Genomic DNA, 21,393 nt, shown 5'->3' on the forward strand with positions numbered 1-21,393 from the left:
CATGACTGACATGCAGGGTGGCGGACCGCAGGCGGCGGTGGCGGCGGTGAACGGACTCAAACATCGGGTGACCCGCATGGTGGGCCGCGACCCCCACGAGGGTGGTCGGGCCGCCACCAACCTGGAGTTGTTCTTCGACCTCACGTTTGTGGTCGCCTTCTCGTTCGCCGGTCTGCAGGTCTCGCACTACGTGGCCGAGGGGCACTACAAGACGGCGGTGCTCGGATTCGTTTTCACCACCTTCGCCGCGATCTGGGCGTGGATCAATTTCACCTGGTTCGCCTCGGCCTTCGACACCGACGACTGGGTCTACCGCCTGACCACGATGGTGCAGATGATCGGCGTGCTGATCCTGGCGCTGGGCATCGAGCCGGTGTTCGAGTCCATCGATGCCGGCGGCGTGGTCAACAACCGCGTGATGGTCCTCGGATATGTGGTGATGCGGCTGGCGATGGTTGTGCAATGGCTTCGCGCGGCACGGGGCAGTCCGGGCTACCGTCACACCTGCGTGGTCTATGCGGTCGGCATCAGCATCGTGCAGATCGCCTGGGTGGCAGCGATATTCCTCGACACCGGCCTCTACCAGACGATGGCGGTGATCGGACTGCTCGCGGCCGCCGAGATGTGCGTTCCGGTGATCGCCGAGAAACTGGGCAACGAAGGACCCACGCCGTGGCACGCGCATCACATCGCCGAGCGGTACAGCCTGCTGGCGATCATCACCCTCGGCGAAGGCATCCTCGGGACCACCGTGGCTCTCCAAGCCGTGGTACACCTGCAGGGCTGGACGTTCGAGACCGCCGTGGTCGGTCTGGCGGGAGTGGGGATCACCTTCGGCATGTGGTGGATCTACTTCGTGGTCCCGTCCGGTCGGGCACTGCACGTGCGCCGTGGCCGGGCGTTCATCTTCGGCTACTTCCACATCCTGATCTTCATGTCCATTGCGATGATGGGTGCCGGGCTGCACGTGGCTGCGCTCTACCTCGAACACGAGGCGACGATCAGCGAGACCGCCGCGGTGGTCTCTGTGATCATCCCGGTGGGGACCTACCTTGCGTGCATCTATTCGCTCTACGGCTTCCTGCTCGGCTTCAACCGCGTCCACCTGGCCGAACTGGGCGGGATGGCGGTGATACTCGCAGTGGCGGTTGTGCTTGCCGCGGCAGGAGTTTCGGTTGGGGTCTGTCTGATTATCGTGGCCCTGGCACCGGCCCTGGCGGTTGTGGTCGACGAGACCGTGGGCAGCGAGCACAGACGTCAGGCACTGGACGTGCTGGAGGCGTAGGTATGTGCCCGGTGCGGTGGGCGGTAGGGTCAGGCACGTGCGAGTACTCGTCATCGGATCGGGCGGCCGTGAACACGCCCTCGTCCTGGGTCTGAACCGCGACCCGTCTGTCACCGACCTACATGTGGCCCCGGGTAACCCCGGCACCGCAGCGTTGGCCACCAACCATGCGGTCGATGTCGTGTCGGCCGCTGCCGTTGTGGCCCTGGCCGCATCGATCAAGGCAGACCTGGTGGTCATCGGCCCCGAGGTGCCTCTGGTACTCGGTGTTGCCGACGAGCTGCGGGCAGCCGGCATCGCCACGTTCGGCCCCGGCGCCGAAGCGGCAAAGATCGAGGGCTCCAAGGCATTTGCCAAAGATGTGATGGCGGTCGCCGGTGTGCGGACCGCACACAGCGAGATCGTGGACAACCCGGCACACCTCGACGCCGCACTGGACCGCTTCGGGCCGACCTGGGTGGTCAAGGACGATGGGTTGGCCGCAGGCAAGGGCGTGGTGGTCACCGCCGACCGCGATGCCGCCCGGATCCACGCCGCCGACCTCCTCGAGAGCGGACATCCGGTTTTGCTGGAGTCCTTCCTCGACGGTCCCGAGGTGTCGCTCTTCTGCCTGGTCGACGGTGACACCGTCGTTCCGCTGCTGCCTGCGCAGGACCACAAGCGGGTCGGCGACGGCGACGCCGGACCCAACACCGGCGGCATGGGCGCCTACACACCCTTGCCCTGGCTGCCCGATGAGATGGTCACACGGATCGTCGACGAGGTCGTCAAGCCGGTCGCGGCCGAGCTCGTGGCCCGCGGCATCCCGTTCTCGGGCCTGCTCTACGCCGGACTGGCAATCGGCGCCGACGGCCCTGCCGTTGTCGAATTCAACTGTCGCTTCGGTGATCCGGAGACCCAGGCCGTGCTCGCGTTGCTCAAGTCGCCGCTCGGTGTGGCATTGAACGCCACGGCCACCGGGATACTCGACCAGCTGCCGTCCCTGGAATGGGAAGATGGCGCCGCCGTGACCGTGGTCGTGGCCGCCGAGAACTACCCGGGACGCCCGCGTACGGGCGATCCGATCACCGGCTCCGACGCCGAAGGTGTGCTGCATGCCGGTACCGCGATTGCCGATGGTGCCGTGGTCTCCAACGGTGGCCGCGTGCTCAGCGTTGTCGGCGTCGGCGCAGATCTCGCTGCCGCCCGCGCCCAGGCCTACAGCCGGCTCGAGACCGTCAAACTGACCGGTTCACACTTCCGCACCGACATCGGACTGGCCGCCGAAGAGGGTCGCATCAGCATCTGAGAGAGTGCGTCAGTTGGCGAGATTGCGACCGAGGAAGGCGATCTGTCCGGGCAGGACACCCCGCCAGTAGCGGTTGGTGTGTCCACCCGGCGATGTCCCGAACGCCGGCGGTGGCCGCAGGCCTGCCATCCACTGGCGCGTGTAGGTGAAGAACTGGTCGCTGGATCCGCATTCGATCAACAGTGGTATCTGGGTGAACGAATCCTGTTGTCCGAAGAGGGAATTGGCTTGGTAGTCGGCGGTGCTGTCGAACGCGCGGGGTGGGAAGTTCGCGGGGTCGCCCCACAATGCTGGTGAGCTGACAGCGATCGCAGCAACGCGTGGAGCGCCGAGCATCGCACCCAGACGCAGTGCGCCGTATCCGCCCATCGACCAGCCGAACAAGCCGATGCGATCGGTGCGTAGACCCAGCTCCGGGTCGCCTTCGAGTATCGGGAGGAACTCGTCGAGCACCATCGCGCCGCCGTCGGTGCCGTCGGTCCGCGGGTGGTAGTAGCTGCGGGCGGCGTCCACGGAGGCCAGCGCAAACGGGGCGTTGCCCTGGCTTGCCCAGTCCTGCATCAGGTTCTGCATCTCGAGTCCGCCCGTGAACGCAGCGCGTTGATCGGTGTTCAGCGCGTGAAGGACCACGACAACCGGGAGTTCGCCGGTCACCCCGGCAGGCCGGGCCACCATCCAGTTCGTCTGGCGTCCGAGCATCTTCGCCGATTCGAAACTACCGGTGAAGATTTCCGCCGTGCCGACGGGGGCGGTGGCCTCCTGCGGCCGGGTCGAAGGTTGATCCGCGCGCACCGCTTGCGGGGCGACTCGCTTCTGCGCTTCGTCCGAGCATGCCGACAACAATCCGAGGGCGCCGACCGCGAGTCCGGCACCCAGCAAGGCGCGACGGCCGGTCACGGGGCCGCCGCGGGTGGGAGGGTTGCCGGTGGACCCAGGTGAGGGCGCCCGGTTCGCGGAGGTAGTCATTGCGAGACAACGGTACCTGTGAGCGGCACGTGAATGTCAGTCGATGCGGTTGATCGATCGGGACCGGGCGGGAGCAGATAGTTTCGAGGTATGCGTTCGCAATCTCAACGATCTCAAGTCGACATGTTTCACGTGATGGACGTGCAGGCCGCGATCGCTGCGCGGCGGGCCCGTGGCCTCGACGTCATCTCGCTTGCCGCCGGTCAGCCGTCGACGTCGGCCCCGGTCCCGGTCCTGGCAGCCACCAAAAAGGCGCTGGGCGAATCCTTGCTCGGCTACACCGAGTCGTTGGGGATCGCGCCGTTGCGCGAAGCGATCGCCGGCCACTACCGCGAGCGCTACGACGTTCCGGTGGAACCCGACGACGTGGTGGTGACCACCGGATCGTCAGGTGCGTTCACGCTGATCTTCCTGGCCGCGTTCGACGCCGGGGACACCGTCGCGATGGCTCGTCCCGGCTATCCCGCCTACCGAAATACATTGGCGGCATTGGGTTGTGAGGTCGTCGAACTCGATTGTGGGCCACAGACGAGGTTCCAGCCGACGGTGGCGATGCTCGAAGCGCTGGACCGGCCGCCTGCGGGTTTGATCGTCGCGAGCCCGGCCAATCCGACCGGGACGATCCTGGATCCGGCTGAATTGGCGGACCTTGCGCGCTGGTGCGACGCCCACGGCACACTGCTGATCTCGGACGAGATCTACCACGGCATCAGCTATGGCCGGGAGACATCGTGTGCCTGGAACACGTCACGGCAATCGGTCGTGATGGGATCGGTGTCGAAGTACTTCAGCATGACCGGATGGCGGCTCGGCTGGATGCTGGTGCCCGCGCCGCTGCGCCGCCCGGTCGAGCGGTTGACGGCCAATCTGACGATCTGCGCGCCTGCCATCAGTCAGTACGCGGCGGTTGCCGCATTCGGTCCGGAGTCGAAGGTCGAGCTCGATGGTCACGTGACGCGGTATGCCAGGAATCGGGAGCTTTTGCTCGGGGGGTTGGCCGATCTGGGTATCGACGACATCGCCCCGCCGGACGGAGCGTTCTACGTGTACGCCGACCTCGGTGATCGCACCGACGATTCGCTGGGCTGGTGCGAGGGAGTGCTCGAACAGACAGGAGTGGCGATGGCACCCGGGCTCGATTTCGATACCCGCCACGGAAATCGGACTGTCCGGATGAGTTTCGCAGGCGCCACAGAAGACATCGCGTTGGCACTGGAGCGCCTCGCCCCGGTGTTCTAGCGCAAATGCCGGTCTGCAGCCGGTATTTGGCCGAAATGACCCATCGTCGCGCGGCCTTTGCCACCATGGCGGGGTGAACTCCGCAGGAACTCCTAAAGGTGCGCGGCGCAGGGCGCTGCTGATCACCGCCGCGGGAGAGTTGCTATTGGAGGGTGGTTTTGACTCGGTCCGACATCGTGCGGTCGCCGATCGGGCGGGGTTGCCGCTGGCGTCGACAACCTATTACTTCGCCTGTCTCGAAGATCTGGTCGCCGAAGCCGTCGAGCATGTCTGCGACGACGACCAGACCGCGATTGCCGCGCGGAGCCGGGCGCTACCGCGGCGGCGGCGGGGTGCCGAGGCGACCGCCGAAGCGCTCGCCGAGGTGTTCGTCGGGGACAACACGCCACGGACCGCCCTGACCTGCCGGTACGAAACGGTGATCCTGTGTGCACGGATGCCGCGGCTGCACCAGATACTCGCCGACCATCGGAACCGGATCCGGAATGTCCACTTCGATGTCCTGGAGAAGTCCGGACGCAGCACCGACCTGTCCGGGATCGCGCAACTGATGGCCGTCGAGGACGGTGTGGTGATCGGGGCACTGGCCGATTCGGTCGCAGATGTTGTGTCCGCGGCGAAGTTTGCGCTGTCCGAGGTCATCGACCACGTAGCGCCGGTGACACCGGTCGCGGTGGGCTGACCTGCAGTGGCTGCGGAGGACGTTTCGCGGCGGGGCATAATGTACCGGTGTCTGATACCGAGCAAAACCTGACCAAGCCCCGCGTATCCAACGTTCTGGCCGCGCGTTACGCGTCCGCCGACCTGGTGAGGTTGTGGTCGGCCGAGTACAAGATCGTGCTGGAGCGTCAGCTCTGGGTCGCGGTCCTGAAGGCCCAGCGCGAACTCGGTATCCATGTTCCGCCTGAGGCCATCGCCGACTACGAGCGGGTGCTCGACCAGATCGATCTGGAGTCGATCTCGGAGCGCGAACGGGTCACCCGACACGATGTGAAGGCTCGGATCGAGGAGTTCAACGCGCTCGCCGGACACGAGCAGATCCACAAGGGCATGACCAGCCGCGACCTCACCGAGAACGTGGAACAGCTGCAGATCCTGCGCTCCCTCGAACACGTTCATGCCCATGGTGTGGCCACCGCGGCCCGGCTGGCCGATCGCGCCGCGGAGTACTCGTCGGTGGTGATGGCCGGACGCAGCCACAACGTCGCCGCGCAGGCGACGACGCTGGGTAAGCGTTTTGCTTCCGCCGCCGATGAGTTGCTGATCGCCCTGACCCGTCTGCGCGAGTTGATCAACCGCTACCCGCTGCGTGGCATCAAGGGCCCGATGGGCACCAGTCAGGACATGCTCGACCTTCTCGACGGCGACGTGGAGAAGCTGTCGGAGCTGGAGTCGAAAGTTGCTCAGCACCTTGGCTTTTCGAAGTCATTGACGTCGGTGGGCCAGGTTTACCCGCGCTCGCTCGACCACGATGTGGTCTCGGCGCTGGTGCAGGTGGCTGCCGGACCGTCGTCGCTGGCGCAGACCATCCGGCTGATGGCCGGGCACGAACTGGTGACCGAGGGCTTCCAGCCCGGACAGGTCGGCAGTTCGGCGATGCCGCACAAGATGAACACCCGTAGCTGTGAGCGGGTCAACGGCTTGCAGGTCATCCTGCGTGGATACGGGTCGATGGCCGCCGAACTCGCGGGCGCCCAGTGGAACGAGGGCGACGTGTTCTGCTCCGTGATCCGTCGCGTCGCGCTGCCGGATGCGTTCTTTGCCATCGACGGTCTGATGGAAACCTTCCTGACCGTTCTCGCCGAGTTCGGTGCGTACCCCGCGGTGATCTCCAAGGAACTCGACCGCTATCTGCCGTTCCTCGCCACCACCAAGGTGTTGATGGCAGCAGTGCGTGCCGGGGTCGGACGCGAGGTCGCCCATGAGGCGATCAAGGAGAACGCGGTGGCCGTGGCGCTCGCGATGCGGGAAGACGGCCGCGAGCCCGACCTGCTCGACCGGCTTGCCGCCGACGACCGTCTGCCGCTGGATCGGGCAGCACTCGACGCCGCACTCGCCGACAAGTCGGCCTTCATCGGTGCCGCCGAGCATCAGGTCGCCGAAGTGGTCGCGCAGGTCGCCGAGTTGGTCGCCCAGTACCCGGACGCCGCCGGATACGCGCCGTCGCCGATTCTCTAGTTACATCCCTGGAAACCGTCCTTTAGCAAGGCACCGAGGGCAGATCTCCCTCGGTGCCTTCTTATTTGACAGGTATCAGGGCGTTCTCGGCACAGGCGGGGCCGGCCGGCAATCAGGGGTTGACGAATCGACGGCTCGGACTACTATTCAACTCATTGGTTGATAACCAATAGGTTGAATAACCCGACAGGGTGGAAAGCCGAGGCGTGTACAAGTGGCCGATCAACTCAGCGCCGTGTTCGGAGCGCTCGCCGATCCGACGCGGCGGGCACTGCTGGAGCGACTGGCTGACGGCCCGGCAACGGTGTCCGCGCTTGCCGAACCGTTCGACATGAGCCTGGCCGCGGTATCCAAACATCTGAAGGTGCTGGAGCGGGCCGGTCTCATCTCCCGCGGGCGTGACGCCCAGTGGCGTCCGTGTTCGCTCGAAGCCAGGCCCTTGCAGCAGGCGAGTGCGTGGCTCGGCGACTACCGCCGCTTTTGGGAAGACAGCTTCGTTCGACTCGAACAGCACATCAACCGGATCACCGAGTCCGGCAACACGGAGGAGAAGTCATGACAGACACGGCAACTCGAGAGTTCACGATCATCCGCGAGTTCGCGGCCCGGCCGGAAGTGGTGTTCGACGCCTGGGTCGACAGCGACCAGGCAGCCCAGTGGATGGGCCCGGAGGGTGTGACGATGCCCCGCGATCGTATGTACGGCGAGGCCCGGCCGGGTGGTGAGTACGGAGGGGTGATGGTGCTGCCCGACGGCACCGAGCACTCGTCGAGCGGGGTTTATCAGGAGGTCGTCCGTCCGGACCGGTTGGTGTTCACGTGGGGCGATCCGACGACCCCTGGCAGCTTCTCGACCATCACGGTGAACTTTGCCGAGTCTGCACCGGGCACGACCACCATGACCTTCCATTTCCTCGCCCCCGGGCCACTGAGTCCGGACGACGGCGCCAGAGGCGGCTGGAACAGCAGCTTCAACAAGCTGGAGTCTCTGGTGGCGACGTCATGAGTACGGTCCTGGCGCAAGGTGATCCGGCGCTCCTCGAGACGGAGGTGGCGCAAGAACTGCTGCACATGGACATCCCGGCGCGGCTGGCCTACACCGCATCCGATGGCACTCCCCGGGTGCTGCCGATCAACCACTGGTGGAATGGCACCGAACTGGTGATGGCGACGTTCACGGGTGCCGCGAAAGTGCGGGCGCTGCGCCGGCGGCCGGCGGTGGCGCTGACGATCGACACCGCCGAGGAGCGGCCGCACGTCTTGCAGATCCGTGGGAAAGCCGTGGTGACCGATGTCGACGGCCTGGTGCCCGAGTACGAACTCATGATGCGTCGCGGCATGCGCGCCGAGGCCGCCGACGCGTACTTCGCCGGACTTCGGGCAGACGGCGCGACGATGCACCGGATCGCGGTGACGCCGTCCTGGGTGGGTGTACTCGACTTCGAGACCAGATTTCCCGGCGCTGCGCCCGCGGGAGTGCGAGGCGAGTCCTGACAGGTGTCAGTCGGCGCTGACGCCGTCCGCGTGGCCGAGGTTCCAATCTGGAACCGCAATATTCCGGACGAGCTTCTTGAGGGTGACGATGTCGGGGAAGCCATTGTCACGCTTGCGCTCCCAGATCAGCGTGCCGTCGACCTCGATGTGGAACACACCGCCCGTGCCTGGAATCAGCGTGACCGAACCGAGTTCGGTGCCGAAGGTGTTGAGCAGTTCGGTGGCCATCCAAGACGCCCGCAGGACCCAGTTGCACTGTGTGCAGTAGGTGATGGTGACGGCAGCTTTCGATTCAATCACCGGGTCATTGTCGCAGTCGGCCCCGGGAACAGGGTGGATGCGCCAAAGGGCGATCGGGTCCTGATGATCACATCGCCCGGGCACCTGACAACGGCGGGCGATGGTCGGGCCACTAACCTCTACAGATATGCGCCCTGCTCTGGACTCCTATGAACATCTCGCAGCCGGGAAGGTGCGGGACCTCTATTCGATCGACGAGGGCACCATGCTGATGGTCGCCTCGGACCGGATCTCGGCCTTCGACCACATCTTGTCGACGCCGATCCCCGACAAAGGTCGCATCCTGACCGCCATGAGCGTCTACTACTTCGGCGCACTGGGCGTTCCGCATCACCTCGCGGGTGGGCCGGAGGATCCCCGGATCCCGGCGGAGTTGCTCGGCCGGGCGCTGGTGGTCAAGAAGCTCGACATGTTGCCCGTCGAATGCGTCGCGCGCGGATACCTGACCGGGTCGGGACTGCTCGACTACAACGCCACCGGATCGGTCTGCGGGATCGAACTCCCCGCCGGGTTGGGGGAGTCGAGCAAACTGCCCGAACCCATCTTCACACCTGCATCCAAGGCGGACATCGGCGAGCACGATGAGAACGTCAGCTTCGATGCGGTCGTGGCCACCGTCGGCGAAGAGTTGGCGGTCCGCCTGCGGGACCTGACCCTCGACATCTACTCGCGCGGCTCGGAGTTGGCGGCGCAGCGCGGAATCATCCTGGCCGACACCAAGTTCGAGTTCGGCCTCGACGACGACGGCGCCGTGGTACTCGCCGACGAGGTGCTCACCCCGGATAGCTCGCGCTACTGGGATGCGAAGACCTACACCCCGGGCCAGGTGCAGCCGAGTTTCGACAAACAGATCGTCCGCAACTGGCTGCTGAGCCCCGAATCCGGTTGGGACCGAGCGGGCGACACACCGCCACCGGCACTGCCCGACGACATCGCGCAACGCACTCGCGCCCGCTACATCGAAGCGTACGAACGTATTTCAGGCCTGTCATTCGATGACTGGCCGAAAGGAGAGCAGTGACCGACACCTCGCAGGATTCCGAAGCCATCGTGCCGCCCGTCGCAAAACAGATTCCATTCGAGCGCACCCATCACGGTGAGACCGTGATCGACCAGTACGAGTGGTTGCGTGACAAAGAGGATCCCGAGGTCATCGCGTTCCTGGAGCAACAGAACGAGTACACCGCTGCCCAGACAGCTGAACTCGCCGATCTGCGGGCCGACATCTACTCCGAGATCAAAAGTCGCACACAGGAAACCGACATGTCGGTGCCCACACGGCGGGGCCAGTACTGGTATTACGCCCGCACCGAGGAAGGCAAGCAGTATTCGCTGAGCGCCCGGTGCCCGATCAGTGGCCCGGACGACTGGACGCCACCGGAAGTCGAGCCCGGACAGCCCGTTCCGGGTGAAGAGATCCTGCTCGACTCGAACGTCGAGGCCGAGGGCACCGACTTCTTCAGTCTGGGCGCGTTGTCGGTCAGCGAGGACGGCACGCTGCTGGCCTACAGCGTCGACAGCACCGGTGACGAGCGGTACACGATGCGGTTCAAGGACCTTCGTACCGGCGACCTGCTCGCCGATGAGATCACCGACACGGCGCCCGGTGCGCTGTGGTCGCTCGACGGCCGTCACGTTTTTTATCAGACCGTTGACGAGGCATGGCGCCCCGATACGGTCTGGCGGCACGATCTGGGTGCAGGCACCCCCGACGTCAAGGTGTTCCACGAACCGGACGAGCAGTACTGGGTGGGTATCGGCGGCACCCGCAGCGACAAGTACCTGATGATCACGGTCGGGTCGAAGATCACCTCGGAGGTCTGGGTCCTCGACGCCGGAGATCCCACCGGCGAGTTCACGGTGGTGTGGCCGCGCGAAGAGGGCGTCGAGTACGGCGTCGAACATGCCGTCATCGAAGATCAGGATCGTTTCCTGATCCTGCACAACGCAAATGCCGAGAACTTCGAATTGCTCGAGGCCCCGATCAGCGACCCCACGGCCACACGCATCCTGGTTTCACACGACACCGAGGTGCGCCTCGAGGATGTCGACGCCTTTGCCGGACAACTGGTCCTGAGTTACCGCCGTGAAGCGCTGCCGCGACTCTCGATCGCTCCACTGACAACCGGCGAACCCGTGTTCACCGAGGTCACCTTTGACGAGGAGCTGTACTCGGCCGGGCTCGGGGCCAACCCCGAGTGGGCGGCTCCACGCCTTCGCATCGGCTACACGAGTTTCATCAACCCCACCGAGATCTTCGATCTCGACGTCGCAACAGGTGAGCGGACGCTGCTCAAGCGGCAGCAGGTGCTCGGTGACTTCGATCCGGCCGACTACGAGCAACGCCGGGACTGGGCCACCGCACCTGACGGCACCAAGATCCCGTTGTCGATGATCCGCAGGCGCGGCGCTGACTCGGGGCCCGCCCCGACGCTGCTGTACGGCTACGGCTCGTACGAATCGAGCAACGACCCGGGCTTTTCGATCTCGCGGCTGTCACTGCTCGACCGCGGCGTCGTATTCGTGGTCGCTCACATTCGCGGCGGTGGTGAGATGGGACGCCACTGGTACGACAATGGCAAGACCCTGACGAAGAAGAACACATTCACCGATTTCGTCGCCGCGGCACAGCATCTCATCGACACCGGTGTGACCGACACCGATCACCTGGTGGGCGAGGGCGGCAGTGCAGGCGGACTGCTGGTCGGTGCGGTCGCCAACATGGCACCGGAACTGTTCAACGGAATCCTGGCCGTGGTGCCGTTTGTCGATCCGCTGACGTCCATCCTCGATCCGTCGCTCCCGTTGACGGTCATCGAGTGGGACGAATGGGGAAATCCTCTCGCCGACAAAGAGGTCTACGACTACATGCGGTCGTATTCGCCGTATGAGAACGTCGAAGCATTGCCGTACCCCGAGATCCTGGTGGTCACCTCGCTCAACGACACCCGGGTGCTGTTCACCGAGGCGGCCAAATGGGTTGCCCGACTTCAGGCCAACACGACCGGCGATGCCCCGATCCTGCTGAAGACGGAGATGAAGGCCGGCCACGGTGGGGTCAGCGGACGTTACAAGCAGTGGGAAGAGGTTGCTTTCGAGTACGCCTGGGTCCTGCGGCAGACCGGCGCCGTCTGACCTGCGCCACAACCTGACAAAGCAGCAGCGCCGCCCGGGAGAATCTCTCGGGCGGCGCTGCTTTTGTGGAACCGGATATCGCTAGTGCATCATCACCGGCACCGGCTGCCCTTCGGCATCGGTGGGCTTGGCGATCGGCTTGCGGGGCAAGAAGAACGCCGGAATGAAGCAGAGTGCGATCAGGACCGTGACCACGATGAAGGTGCTGGCAAAGCCATCTGCCGCCTCGCTCAGGGTCTCTGCGTCCTTGAGGTTGTTGACCAGGAGCACCGAGGTGATCGCGGTGCCGATGGAACCGGCGGCCTGCTGAACCACATTCATCAGCGTTGAACCGTCGGGAACCTGCTTGTCCGACAGTGTTGCCAACGCGGCCGACATGATCGGCATCATCGTCATACCCATACCGAGACCCTGAACGAACAGAGCGATACTCAGCAGCCAGAACGAGGTGTCCGCACCGAGGAATATGAAGAAGCCCATGCCAAGTGCGATCAGGACGATGCCACCCATGACGAGCTTGCCCGGACCCTGCCGGTCGGTCAGTTTGCCGGACATCGGCATGGTCAGCATTGCGCCCAGACCCTGTGGTGCCAGCAACAACCCGGTCATCAGAGTCGACTCGCCGCGCACACCGATGTAGTACTGCGGGAACAGCAGAGCGGCGCCGAGGAACGCGATCATGAAGAACGTCATGGTGATCACGGCCATCGAGAGCTTGCTGTTCTTGAACAGACGCAGATCGAGCAGCGGATTCTTGTGCCGCAGCGCGTGGAAGACGAACGCGATCATCAGCAACAGGCCGACGGTGGCGGTGAGCCAGACCGGGGTATCGGTGAAGGTCCCGTGTTCAGCGCTCAGTGAGATGCCGTAGAGGAACAGGGCCAGGCCTGGCGAGAGCAGGAGCAGTCCGAGGAAGTCGAATGTCGGCCGGGCCTTTTCTTCTTGCCCTGGCAGAACTGCCATCGCGTAGAAGAAGGCAACGATGCCGATCGGCACGTTGATGAGGAAGATCCAGTGCCAGCTGGCGTATTCGATCAGTGCGCCACCGATGATCGGGCCCATGATCGGGCCGAGCAGCATCGGGATACCGAGCATGGCCATCACCGAACCCACGCGGGCGGGGCCGGCCGCCTTGGTCAGGATCATCATTCCGACGGGCATCAGCATGCCGCCGCCCAGACCCTGCAGTACGCGGAACACGGTCAGGGACGTGATGTCCCAGGCCAGCGCACACAGTGCCGAACCGATGACAAAAAGCACCAGCGACGTCAGGTAGACGTTCTTGGTGCCGAATCGTGCTGCAGCCCAACTGGACAGCGGGATCACGGCGGCCAGCGCCAGGGTGTAGCCGGTGATGGTCCAGGCGGCCCCGGCCTGGTCGGTGCTGAACTCATCCTGGAATGTGTTCTGTGCCACCGACACAACGGTGGTGTCGAGGATCGCCATGATGGCGCCCAGCACCACGACCACGGCAATCTTCAGGATCGACGGATCGAGCTTTTGACTTGGCGGCGCGGCCTTGTCGGTTGAGGTCATGAAAGAGACGCTTTCTGCAAAAGGGTTGGAACACTGTTGTCTTCGCTTCGTCGGGCGCTGCCGACGCAAGTTTCTACATGGACGCCTGGTTGTCAACGCACGGAGAGGGAGCGAGGTAATCGCCGGACAACACCGGCACGAGTGCGTTGTTCAGATTGGTCCGCAGGTCGCCGGGCAGCGAGGTGACCAGGCTCCGGATCGCATCCTGCCCTCGGTCGATTGCGACGGCAACTGCTTTCTCACCGGAGTCGGTGAGGGACACCCGCTTGATGCGGCGGTCGAACTTGTCCTCACGTCGGGTGACCAACTCGAGGCCGACCAGTTTGTCGACTGCACGTCCGGCGGCCGCAAGTGACAGGCGTAGCTCGTCGGAGAGTTCGTTGACCGAGAGTGGCCGACAGTGCCGGCTGAGGATCAGCAGAGCTTTGAAATGGGTGAATCCCAGCTCGGTGTCGATGATGTCGTCCATCGCGTCGACGTCCATGGCCGCCATCAGGCGGGACATGAAATCGTGGACGGTCTTGAAGGCCTCGTCGACCTCCGCACGCTCCGAAGAGGGTTGCTCGACCACATCTGTTGTTGACACTGGCTAACGGTAATGCCAACGCAACTATTGATGCCAACGCAAGGAATGTGTGTTCCGTTACAGCGAATTGCAGATGTGAGCGCCGTCACTGAACCCTGTTGTCCGAGTGAAGACTTTGCCTACCATCCACCTCTGTGCAACCGCCTGACCATGTGCGATTGCGATAGTGATGGCTGTGACGGGACAACTGATCGTGTCCATCTCGGGCATCAGGACCGAAACGTTGGCGACGGCCGCGGCCTTCACCGAGCGGCTCGCCGCACGAGACGTACCGGTGTCGCTGCTGGTCGCCCCACGTCTGGCGGGCGGGTACCGGCTGGTCGACGACGCCGCGACCTGCGAATGGCTCCGCGAGCGACGAGCCGGCGACGACGCGATCGTGCTCCACGGATACGACCAGGCGGCGGTTCGCAGGCGGCGCGCCGAGTTCGCAGTGCTGGGAGCGCATGAGGCAGACCTGCGACTACTCGCCGCGGACCGTGTCCTCGAACGAATGGGTCTGCGCACGCGGATATTTGCCGCACCCCGATGGAACTCCTCGCCCGGTGCCCGCCAGGCGCTGCCCGGTCGCGGTTTTCGGACCGACCTGGGCCCGACCTCGATCGACGACCTGGTCACCGGTCGTCGCCTCCGGGCCCGGGTCCTCGGCATCGGCGAAGGATTCGGGACCGACCCCTGGTGGTGCAGGCTGCTGATCGCAAACACTGTGCGTGTGGCCCGCCGTGGCGGAATCGTCCGGCTCTCGGTGGCGGCCAAGCATCTGGACACTCCGATCGCGGCCAATGCGCTGATCAATTGCGTGGATCTTGCGTTGCTGCAAGGAGCTTGGCCGACGACCTACCGGATGTTGGAGCCACTCGCTGCCCGGAGCGTTGCCTGATCCGGGTCCGCCCGCCGGGAAGCCTGCGCTCAGCCGGTAGAGTTACGTCCAGCAAACCGCAGCTGAAGAGGAGTTCCGAAGTGGCTCGAGTCGTAGTGGACGTCATGCCCAAAGCCGAGATCCTGGACCCACAGGGGCAGGCCATCAGTGGCGCCCTGGGTCGACTCGGATTCGCCGGTGTCGCCGATGTCCGACAGGGCAAGCGATTCGAACTCGAGGTCGACGATTCCGTCGACGACGAGGCCCTGGACCGGATCGCCTCCGAGCTCCTGGCGAACACCGTCATCGAGGAGTACTCGGTGACCCGGGTACAGGGCGCATCGTCGTGACCGGAGCGCGGATCGGGGTCATCACGTTCCCCGGAACACTCGACGACGTCGACGCCGCCCGGGCTGTGCGCCTGGCGGGCGGCGAAGCGGTTGACCTGTGGCACGGTGACGGTGACCTCAAGGGTGTCGACGCAGTGATCGTGCCCGGTGGATTCTCGTACGGCGACTACCTGCGGGCCGGCGCCATCGCCCGATTCGCGCCAGTGATGGGTTCGCTCGTCGAGGCAGCGGGCAAGGGTATGCCGGTCCTGGGTATCTGCAACGGTTTTCAGGTGCTGTGTGAGGCCGGGCTGCTGCCAGGTGCGCTCACCCGCAACCAGGGGCTGCACTTCATGTGCCGCGACCAGTGGCTGCGCGTCGAGTCCAACACCGCGGCCTGGAGCTCCCGCTTCGAGCAGGGTGCCGAGATCTTGGTCCCCCTCAAGTCGGGCGAGGGACGTTACGTCGCGTCTGAAGCTGTGCTCGACGAGCTCGAGGGTGAGGGTCGGGTGGTCTTCCGCTACGCCGGTGACAACCCCAACGGTTCGATGCGGTCCATCGCCGGTATCTCGAGTGCCGACGGCAAGGTCGTCGGACTGATGCCACATCCCGAGCACGCGACAGAAGCATTGACCGGTCCCAGCGACGACGGTCTGGGCCTGTTCTACTCGGCCCTCGATGCCGTGCTCGCCAACGCCTGAGGCGCACATGGTGACAACGTCCGCCGATGCTGTCGGCCTCTGCAGTTTCATCGATGACTCTCCGTCGCCGTTTCATGTCTGTGAATCGGTGGCAAAGGTTCTGGAAGCAAACGACTTTCGGCAACTGAAAGAAGAGCATCAGTGGCCGTCGCAGCCGGGTCGGCACTATGTGATCCGCGGCGGATCGATTGTCGCGTGGGACAGCACAGCTCGTGGCCGCAGTTTCCGGATCGTCGGTGGACACACCGACAGCCCCAACCTGCGGGTCAAGCAGAACCCCGACCTACGGTCGGCCGGACTGCGAATGGTCGGGCTGGAGAAGTACGGCGGTGCCTGGCTCAACAGCTGGCTCGATCGTGACCTCGGGATCTCCGGACGGCTGGCCATCCGTGAGCCCGACGGTCTGCGCGAACATCTGATCCGGATCGACGAACCGATACTGCGGGTCCCGCAGCTGGCGATCCACCTCTCGGAGGATCGCGGCGGGGTGTCATTGGATCCGCAGCGCCATGTCAATGCCGTCTGGGGTGTCGGCGCCGACGGTCCGGGATTCATGGAATGGATTGCTGCACGCGCCGATGTCGCGCCGGATCAGGTCCTCGGCTGGGAACTGATGACCCACGACCTGGCCCCCAGTCGAGTCGTCGGTGTCGACGGCGATCTCGTCAGTGCACCGCGTCTGGACAATCAGGGCACCTGTTACGCCGGTACCCGCGCGCTCATCGACGCCATCGAATCCGAATCCTCAGCGGCCATCCCTGTGCTGGCGCTCTTCGATCATGAAGAGGTCGGCAGCGGTTCGGACCGTGGTGCGTCGTCGGATCTGCTCGGTACCGTGCTCGAACGAATTGTGCTGGCGGGCGGCGGTTCTCGGGAAGATTACCTGCGGTCGATGGCGATGAGTGCCTGCGCGTCGGGCGACATGGCCCACGCGACGCATCCGAACTATCCCGAGCGCCACGAGCCGGCACATCAGATCGCCATCAACGGCGGTCCGGTATTGAAGGTGAACCAGAACCTGCGTTACGCCAGCGATGCGGCAGGCGAAGCCCTGTTCGCGGTCGCGGCCGACAAGGCCGGGGTTCCGCTCCAGCGTTACGTTCACCGGGCCGATCTGCCGTGTGGTTCGACGATCGGTCCGCTGACAGCAACTCGCACCGGACTCAACACGGTCGATGTCGGGGCGCCGCAGTTGGCGATGCACAGTGCCCGTGAGGTCATGGGCAGCGCCGATGTCGGTATGTACTCCGCCGCCCTCGCCGCATTCCTCGCTCCCTGAACCCGATGATGTGCCGTTTTGGCGGCGCCCACCTGGGCTTTTGTTCGCCAAAAGGGCACATCATCGGAGTGCGGGGGCCGGGGCGGGGAGCTCAGTACTGGCCGAGGTAGAAGCGCGCGCCCTGATCGTCGAGGCATTCGGCGGAGATGGCGTAGGACTGCTGTGACGGTCCACTGACTACGGTGCCGCCGCCGTCGCGTACTCGCTGCACCGCGACCTCGATGTCGTCGACGACCCACATCGGGACCGCCACCGAACGATCCTGGCCGCCTGCGATACCGGTCATCGGATGCATGCCGTCCACCTCCCAGCCGTCGTCGACGCGCCCGGCGTTGAAGGTCCATCCCAATACTCGGCCGTAGAAGTCGCGAAGCCGTCCACTGTCCGGTGTGTACAGGGTCATGTACGTGAGCTCGCCGTGGGCGGTGGCGTGCAGTGGCGGCCGCGGATCCGGCGCCGTCGGCCGGTACACCGAAAATGCCACACCCTGGTTGTCGACGGCGTCGAGTAGCTCGCCGAATCCGAACTGCTGCACTTGGTTCGGTGTACCGCCGGCCTCGAGGATCGCGGAACGGGCGGCGTCGATGTCGTCGACTGCGTACACGCAGAGCATGGTCGGATCGCCGGGAACCGAGTAGATCCCGAGGCGATGGGACAGATTGGTGACCTGGTTGGTGGCAGCGTTGAACTCCCAGCCCAGGACCGACCCGTAAAAGGCGGCGGTGCGGTCGACGTCCGTGGTCCACAGTGAGCAGTAGCCGATGTCGCCGCGGTGGATCTGTTCGACCTTCGCCCCGGTCACCGGCCCGGTGATCATCCATCGATGTCCGAACGGGTCGACGATCACACCGGTTCGAGCGCCGTGGTTTTCGTAGGGCTCGCGCTGGACCGTCGCGCCACCGTCGCGGGCGCGGCGCATGACCGTGTCGGTGTCCAGCACCGGCAACATCAACGACACCGAAACTGCTTGTGGCTGCGGGCCTTTGAGTCCCAGGTCGGGGAACTCCCCGGCCAGGTAGATCACGCCGCCGCCGACCAGGAGTTCGGCATGCCCGATGGTGCCGTCGTCCATCATGATCGGTTCGCCCCGCAGTCGGGCGCCGAGATTCGCGACGTACCAGTCGATGGCCGCGGCCGGATCGGCGACGGTGAGGTAGGGCAGGGCCCCGGGCCGTTCCACGGTGGTGAGGATCTGCGACGAAAGGTTCTCGGCCGACGGCGCAGAGCCGATGTCGGTGCTCATGGTGACTCCTTCGGGTAGTTCGAGTCCACGCTCCAGGCGGGTACGCAGGCGACGTGAGAAGTCGGCGTCGGGTGACACCGGCACATCGGCTGTGGCCAGCACGGTGAACGGGTCAAATGGGTTCGGTCCGTTCATGACTGGCCTCCCTTCGCGATGGGCATCGTGTTGTCTGGGTAGGCCGCGCGGAACGCCCGCTTGGCCCGGGTGAGCAGCGCTTCGGTGGCCATGACCGTGCGCCCGAGCAATTCGGCGCACTGCGGAACGGTGCAGTCGTCGACGTACCGCAGCGTCAGAACGGCGCGGTGAGTGCTCGACAGCCGGGCCAGAGTGAACTCGGCGAGCATTCGGTCGAGGTGGACATCCCATTCGTCGCCGGCCGGATGGTCCGGGATCTCTTCCACCGGGGTCGGCGTGCGTTGCATCTTGCGCCAGTGGTCGGCCAGTTTGTGTCGTGCGATGCCGATGAGCCACGGGATCGACGGCTCGACGGCATCGTCGCCTCGCGCCCGGTCCATGGCGGCCAGAAACGTGTCCGAGGTGACGTCCTCCGCGACGTTCTTGTCACCGGCCCGCCGGATCAGGTACCCGTACACCGCAGGCAATGCCTCGTCGTACAGGGCGAGCAGCGCAGTACCGGCCGGCGCGGGACCGGACGGGTTGTGGGTGTTGCCACCCGCTGAGCTGCTCACATCCTCATAGTCGTCGGTAGCGGCGGTTTTCCGACGCCCAACCCGAGAACTCTTTTACGAAGGTGCGAGCAGCGAGAGTGTGGTGCCCTCCTCGAGCACGATGTATCCGTCGACCACAGCAGGCTGTCCGCCGACCACCGACCGCTGCCACGCGAGGTCTCCCGTGGTGAAGTCGTAGGCCGTGAGCTGGGAGTTGCCGCCGAAGACGATGATGTTCCCGCCCTGCCCGATGCAGCCGAGGATGTCGATGTTGGCGGATGGATCCATCGCGTCACCGCGGGGGAGCTCCCCCAATTTGTCCGCCGAGACGAGATCGAGGACCGACCGGGTGCCGTCCTTGCGGGCAAATGCGACCGTCGTACCGCAGGGCCTGGCGCCGACCTTGGACAACTCGGGGTCGGTGACCTGCCACAGCCGCGTTTTCTGTTGCGGGTCGAACGCGGCGTAGGTGCCCTGGGTCTGGAAGATCTGCTCGCTGCCTGCGCCGGTGGTGACCGGAAGAGTCGATGGACCCGAAACCAGTTGTTGTTTGTCGTTGTTCGACGTCCGGGTGCCGTCTGTGCGAAGGAACTCGACTCGCTGGGCACCGCGCTCGGTGAACTGGGCCGCGATGCCGGTCGGATAGACCACCAGATCGCATGCGCATCCGAACCTGTCGTCGCCGGTGTCCGGATCGATGAGATGCTGCGTGCCGTCCGACGCCCGCACGATGGCGACGGTGCCGTTCACCTCGACCGCTGCGGCGCCGGCAAAGGTGCGGGCCCAGATCTCTGTGCCGTCCGGCATATTGCGACTCACTTGATAGCCGGAGCTGTTGACCCGCAGAAAGTCGGGTCCGTATCCGGTGACGGCCTGGGTGTTGTCGAGATCTGAGATGGAGCCGAGTTCTCCGGTTTCCAGATCAGCGATGTAGAAGCCGTCCGGCTGATCTGCCAGACGCACCGCGCAGCCGACCTCACCTTTGTCGTTGAGCGCACAGCTCCCGAGCCCGGCATCGATCGGCTGCGCCCAGAGCCGATCTCCGTTACCGCGATCGATGGCGAGGTAGGTGGTGCCATCACCCGATGGGTAGGAGATCAGCCAGGTGTCCCGGTAGGTGCCCGCCACCAGCGGGGTGGCGCCGGAACCATACGTGCGCATGTCGCTGAGGTCGAGGCTCCAGCGCTCCTGGGGTTCGCTCGGATACGACCGGAGCGTGCCGCTTTCGTACTCGGACGTGTCCTCGGGTGGTGTGTCCATTGCCAACACCGCTCCGACCGTGACCACCATGATGATCGACAGCAGGAACACGACGAATCCGATTCCCGGCGCGGGCCGGCCTTTGAGCATGTCGCTCATCCAATCACGGGGTTCAGCTCGCCAGGGACCTGCGGTAGTCGCGGGGGCTGATACCCCGAACTCGTTTGAACGCCGCGCTCAATGCGTAGGCGCCGCTGTAGCCGACCTGCGCCGCAACGGCATCGAGCGTGAGGTCCCCGCCGGCCAGGAGGTCGGCTGCCATCGACAGGCGCCATTCGGTGAGATAGGCCATCGGCGGTTCGCCGACGAGCTCGGTGAACCGCTTGGCCAACACGGCTCGCGACACCGCGCACTGCCCCGCGAGCGCGGCGACGGTCCATGGATGTTGTGGATTGTTGTGGATCAGGGTCAGTGCCCGTCCCACCACCGGATCCGACTCGGCGGCAATCCAATTCGACCCCGACGACTCGGTGGAGGAGAACCAGGACCGCAGTGAGTCGATCAAGACCAGGTCGAGGAGTCGATCCAGCATCACCTCTTGTCCAGGGGCGTCACGCACCATCTCGGTCGCGAGGAGTCCGAGGAGCGGAGAACTGTTGTCACGCACGATGATCAGTCGGGGGAGTGCATTCAGGAGTCGGGCGGACACCTCGCCTGCCACGCCGTATGTGCCGACCAGCGACACGGATTCGCCGTCGGCACTGTTGCCCCAACTGCGGATACCGAGGCACATTTCGTCGGCCAGTTCTGCGCCGTCGTCGCTGACGCAGTGCTGGCCTTCTCCGATGATCGCGGTGGTCGCAGAACTGCCGTCGCCGAAGGTGTACGGGTGCGGGCCGCGGATGATCGCGACGTCGCCGGGACGCAGGTTCGCTAGTTCACCATCGTCGAAGGCGATGACCGCGGTCCCGGATACGGTCACCACCACTGTCAGCGGAGCCTTGTCCTCGATCCGGACAGACCACGGCGGCGACATCACCACCCGCAACAGGAACGCATCCTTCGCGCGGGGTCCGTTGAGCACACTGCCAAGCGCATCCACAAGACG

General features: G+C 65.0%; 22 protein-coding genes. 14 read left to right on the forward strand and 8 right to left on the reverse strand.

Annotated features, from left to right (window positions below):
• Window position 1: 1 nt before the first annotated feature.
• Window positions 2-1,285, forward strand: a complete 1,284-nt coding sequence (locus AC1TPF_RS21895) for a low temperature requirement protein A (protein ID WP_482145298.1) — start codon at window positions 2-4, stop codon at window positions 1,283-1,285.
• Between the two features lie 37 nt (window positions 1,286-1,322).
• Window positions 1,323-2,573 (forward strand): phosphoribosylamine--glycine ligase, encoded by a 1,251-nt coding sequence (gene purD / locus AC1TPF_RS21900; protein WP_482145299.1) that lies wholly within the window; start codon window positions 1,323-1,325, stop codon window positions 2,571-2,573.
• 9 nt (window positions 2,574-2,582) lie between these two features.
• On the opposite strand, the gene AC1TPF_RS21905 is transcribed toward purD, so the two are convergent.
• Complete coding sequence (locus AC1TPF_RS21905; protein WP_482145300.1) at window positions 2,583-3,539, reverse strand: alpha/beta hydrolase; 957 nt, start codon at window positions 3,537-3,539, stop codon at window positions 2,583-2,585.
• 90 nt (window positions 3,540-3,629) lie between these two features.
• Between AC1TPF_RS21905 and AC1TPF_RS21910 the strand changes: the two genes are divergently transcribed.
• From AC1TPF_RS21910 to AC1TPF_RS21935, 6 genes are all read left to right on the forward strand, one after another.
• On the forward strand, window positions 3,630-4,778 hold the full coding sequence (locus AC1TPF_RS21910; protein WP_482140869.1) for an aminotransferase class I/II-fold pyridoxal phosphate-dependent enzyme: 1,149 nt from the start codon (window positions 3,630-3,632) through the stop codon (window positions 4,776-4,778).
• 73 nt (window positions 4,779-4,851) lie between these two features.
• Window positions 4,852-5,460 (forward strand): TetR/AcrR family transcriptional regulator, encoded by a 609-nt coding sequence (locus tag AC1TPF_RS21915; protein ID WP_482140867.1) that lies wholly within the window; start codon window positions 4,852-4,854, stop codon window positions 5,458-5,460.
• Window positions 5,461-5,528: 68 nt separating this feature from the next.
• Complete coding sequence (gene purB, locus AC1TPF_RS21920) at window positions 5,529-6,956, forward strand: adenylosuccinate lyase (protein WP_482141453.1); 1,428 nt, start codon at window positions 5,529-5,531, stop codon at window positions 6,954-6,956.
• Window positions 6,957-7,170: 214 nt separating this feature from the next.
• The gene (locus AC1TPF_RS21925; RefSeq protein WP_482140865.1) at window positions 7,171-7,515 is read left to right on the forward strand and encodes an ArsR/SmtB family transcription factor; all 345 of its coding nucleotides are present in this window, start codon (window positions 7,171-7,173) and stop codon (window positions 7,513-7,515) included.
• On the forward strand, window positions 7,512-7,961 hold the full coding sequence (locus tag AC1TPF_RS21930; RefSeq protein WP_482140863.1) for an SRPBCC family protein: 450 nt from the start codon (window positions 7,512-7,514) through the stop codon (window positions 7,959-7,961). Before AC1TPF_RS21925 ends, AC1TPF_RS21930 begins: the two co-directional genes overlap by 4 nt.
• On the forward strand, window positions 7,958-8,449 hold the full coding sequence (locus tag AC1TPF_RS21935) for a pyridoxamine 5'-phosphate oxidase family protein (RefSeq protein WP_482145301.1): 492 nt from the start codon (window positions 7,958-7,960) through the stop codon (window positions 8,447-8,449). Before AC1TPF_RS21930 ends, AC1TPF_RS21935 begins: the two co-directional genes overlap by 4 nt.
• 6 nt (window positions 8,450-8,455) lie before the next feature.
• On the opposite strand, the gene AC1TPF_RS21940 is transcribed toward AC1TPF_RS21935, so the two are convergent.
• Window positions 8,456-8,749, reverse strand: coding sequence for an Rdx family protein (locus AC1TPF_RS21940; protein WP_482140859.1), 294 nt, complete (start codon window positions 8,747-8,749; stop codon window positions 8,456-8,458).
• A gap of 127 nt (window positions 8,750-8,876) precedes the next feature.
• Between AC1TPF_RS21940 and AC1TPF_RS21945 the strand changes: the two genes are divergently transcribed.
• Together AC1TPF_RS21945 and AC1TPF_RS21950 are read left to right on the forward strand one after the other, a co-directional pair.
• Window positions 8,877-9,770 carry a phosphoribosylaminoimidazolesuccinocarboxamide synthase gene (locus tag AC1TPF_RS21945; protein ID WP_482140857.1) on the forward strand — a complete coding sequence of 298 codons (894 nt, stop codon included), beginning with the start codon at window positions 8,877-8,879 and terminating at the stop codon, window positions 9,768-9,770.
• On the forward strand, window positions 9,767-11,884 hold the full coding sequence (locus AC1TPF_RS21950; RefSeq protein WP_482145302.1) for a S9 family peptidase: 2,118 nt from the start codon (window positions 9,767-9,769) through the stop codon (window positions 11,882-11,884). Before AC1TPF_RS21945 ends, AC1TPF_RS21950 begins: the two co-directional genes overlap by 4 nt.
• Window positions 11,885-11,965: 81 nt before the next feature.
• Here the strand turns inward: AC1TPF_RS21950 and AC1TPF_RS21955 are convergent, their stop codons facing one another.
• Window positions 11,966-13,420 carry a DHA2 family efflux MFS transporter permease subunit gene (locus tag AC1TPF_RS21955; protein ID WP_482140853.1) on the reverse strand — a complete coding sequence of 485 codons (1,455 nt, stop codon included), beginning with the start codon at window positions 13,418-13,420 and terminating at the stop codon, window positions 11,966-11,968.
• Between the two features lie 73 nt (window positions 13,421-13,493).
• Window positions 13,494-14,006 carry a MarR family winged helix-turn-helix transcriptional regulator gene (locus tag AC1TPF_RS21960; RefSeq protein WP_482145303.1) on the reverse strand — a complete coding sequence of 171 codons (513 nt, stop codon included), beginning with the start codon at window positions 14,004-14,006 and terminating at the stop codon, window positions 13,494-13,496.
• A gap of 175 nt (window positions 14,007-14,181) precedes the next feature.
• Between AC1TPF_RS21960 and AC1TPF_RS21965 the strand changes: the two genes are divergently transcribed.
• The 4 genes from AC1TPF_RS21965 to AC1TPF_RS21980 all read left to right on the forward strand — a co-directional run bounded on the left by AC1TPF_RS21965 (window position 14,182) and on the right by AC1TPF_RS21980 (window position 17,174).
• A complete protein-coding gene (locus AC1TPF_RS21965) occupies window positions 14,182-14,886 on the forward strand; it encodes a DUF2334 domain-containing protein (protein WP_482145304.1) in 705 nt (234 codons plus the stop codon).
• An 80-nt stretch (window positions 14,887-14,966) separates the two neighbouring features.
• Window positions 14,967-15,215 carry a phosphoribosylformylglycinamidine synthase subunit PurS gene (purS, locus tag AC1TPF_RS21970; RefSeq protein ID WP_482140847.1) on the forward strand — a complete coding sequence of 83 codons (249 nt, stop codon included), beginning with the start codon at window positions 14,967-14,969 and terminating at the stop codon, window positions 15,213-15,215.
• The gene (purQ, locus tag AC1TPF_RS21975; RefSeq protein ID WP_482145305.1) at window positions 15,212-15,895 is read left to right on the forward strand and encodes a phosphoribosylformylglycinamidine synthase subunit PurQ; all 684 of its coding nucleotides are present in this window, start codon (window positions 15,212-15,214) and stop codon (window positions 15,893-15,895) included. Before purS ends, purQ begins: the two co-directional genes overlap by 4 nt.
• Window positions 15,896-15,902: 7 nt before the next feature.
• A complete protein-coding gene (locus tag AC1TPF_RS21980; protein ID WP_482145306.1) occupies window positions 15,903-17,174 on the forward strand; it encodes a M18 family aminopeptidase in 1,272 nt (423 codons plus the stop codon).
• 91 nt (window positions 17,175-17,265) lie between these two features.
• Here the strand turns inward: AC1TPF_RS21980 and AC1TPF_RS21985 are convergent, their stop codons facing one another.
• From AC1TPF_RS21985 to AC1TPF_RS22000, 4 genes are all read right to left on the reverse strand, one after another.
• Window positions 17,266-18,552 carry a VOC family protein gene (locus AC1TPF_RS21985; RefSeq protein ID WP_482145307.1) on the reverse strand — a complete coding sequence of 429 codons (1,287 nt, stop codon included), beginning with the start codon at window positions 18,550-18,552 and terminating at the stop codon, window positions 17,266-17,268.
• Window positions 18,549-19,043: an RNA polymerase sigma factor gene (locus AC1TPF_RS21990; RefSeq protein ID WP_482145557.1), complete on the reverse strand. Its 495-nt coding sequence runs from the start codon at window positions 19,041-19,043 to the stop codon at window positions 18,549-18,551. Before AC1TPF_RS21990 ends, AC1TPF_RS21985 begins: the two co-directional genes overlap by 4 nt.
• Window positions 19,044-19,160: 117 nt before the next feature.
• On the reverse strand, window positions 19,161-20,444 hold the full coding sequence (locus tag AC1TPF_RS21995) for a hypothetical protein (protein ID WP_482145308.1): 1,284 nt from the start codon (window positions 20,442-20,444) through the stop codon (window positions 19,161-19,163).
• Between the two features lie 13 nt (window positions 20,445-20,457).
• Window positions 20,458-21,387: an AraC family transcriptional regulator gene (locus AC1TPF_RS22000; protein ID WP_482145558.1), complete on the reverse strand. Its 930-nt coding sequence runs from the start codon at window positions 21,385-21,387 to the stop codon at window positions 20,458-20,460.
• Window positions 21,388-21,393 lie beyond the last annotated feature (6 nt).

The sequence above is a fragment of the Williamsia sp. Y853 genome (genome assembly GCF_056786495.1).

What these genes read in the sequence shown, in the direction of transcription:
- AC1TPF_RS21895 (WP_482145298.1), top strand. Translation starts at nt 2, where the DNA reads ATGACTGACATGCAGGGTGGCGGACCGCAGGCGGCGGTGGCGGCGGTG.
- AC1TPF_RS21905 (WP_482145300.1), bottom strand. Translation starts at nt 3,539, where the DNA reads ATGACTACCTCCGCGAACCGGGCGCCCTCACCTGGGTCCACCGGCAAC.
- AC1TPF_RS21910 (WP_482140869.1), top strand. Translation starts at nt 3,630, where the DNA reads ATGCGTTCGCAATCTCAACGATCTCAAGTCGACATGTTTCACGTGATG.
- AC1TPF_RS21930 (WP_482140863.1), top strand. Translation starts at nt 7,512, where the DNA reads ATGACAGACACGGCAACTCGAGAGTTCACGATCATCCGCGAGTTCGCG.
- AC1TPF_RS21935 (WP_482145301.1), top strand. Translation starts at nt 7,958, where the DNA reads ATGAGTACGGTCCTGGCGCAAGGTGATCCGGCGCTCCTCGAGACGGAG.
- AC1TPF_RS21945 (WP_482140857.1), top strand. Translation starts at nt 8,877, where the DNA reads ATGCGCCCTGCTCTGGACTCCTATGAACATCTCGCAGCCGGGAAGGTG.
- AC1TPF_RS21955 (WP_482140853.1), bottom strand. Translation starts at nt 13,420, where the DNA reads ATGACCTCAACCGACAAGGCCGCGCCGCCAAGTCAAAAGCTCGATCCG.
- AC1TPF_RS21980 (WP_482145306.1), top strand. Translation starts at nt 15,903, where the DNA reads ATGGTGACAACGTCCGCCGATGCTGTCGGCCTCTGCAGTTTCATCGAT.
- AC1TPF_RS21985 (WP_482145307.1), bottom strand. Translation starts at nt 18,552, where the DNA reads ATGAACGGACCGAACCCATTTGACCCGTTCACCGTGCTGGCCACAGCC.
- AC1TPF_RS21995 (WP_482145308.1), bottom strand. Translation starts at nt 20,444, where the DNA reads ATGAGCGACATGCTCAAAGGCCGGCCCGCGCCGGGAATCGGATTCGTC.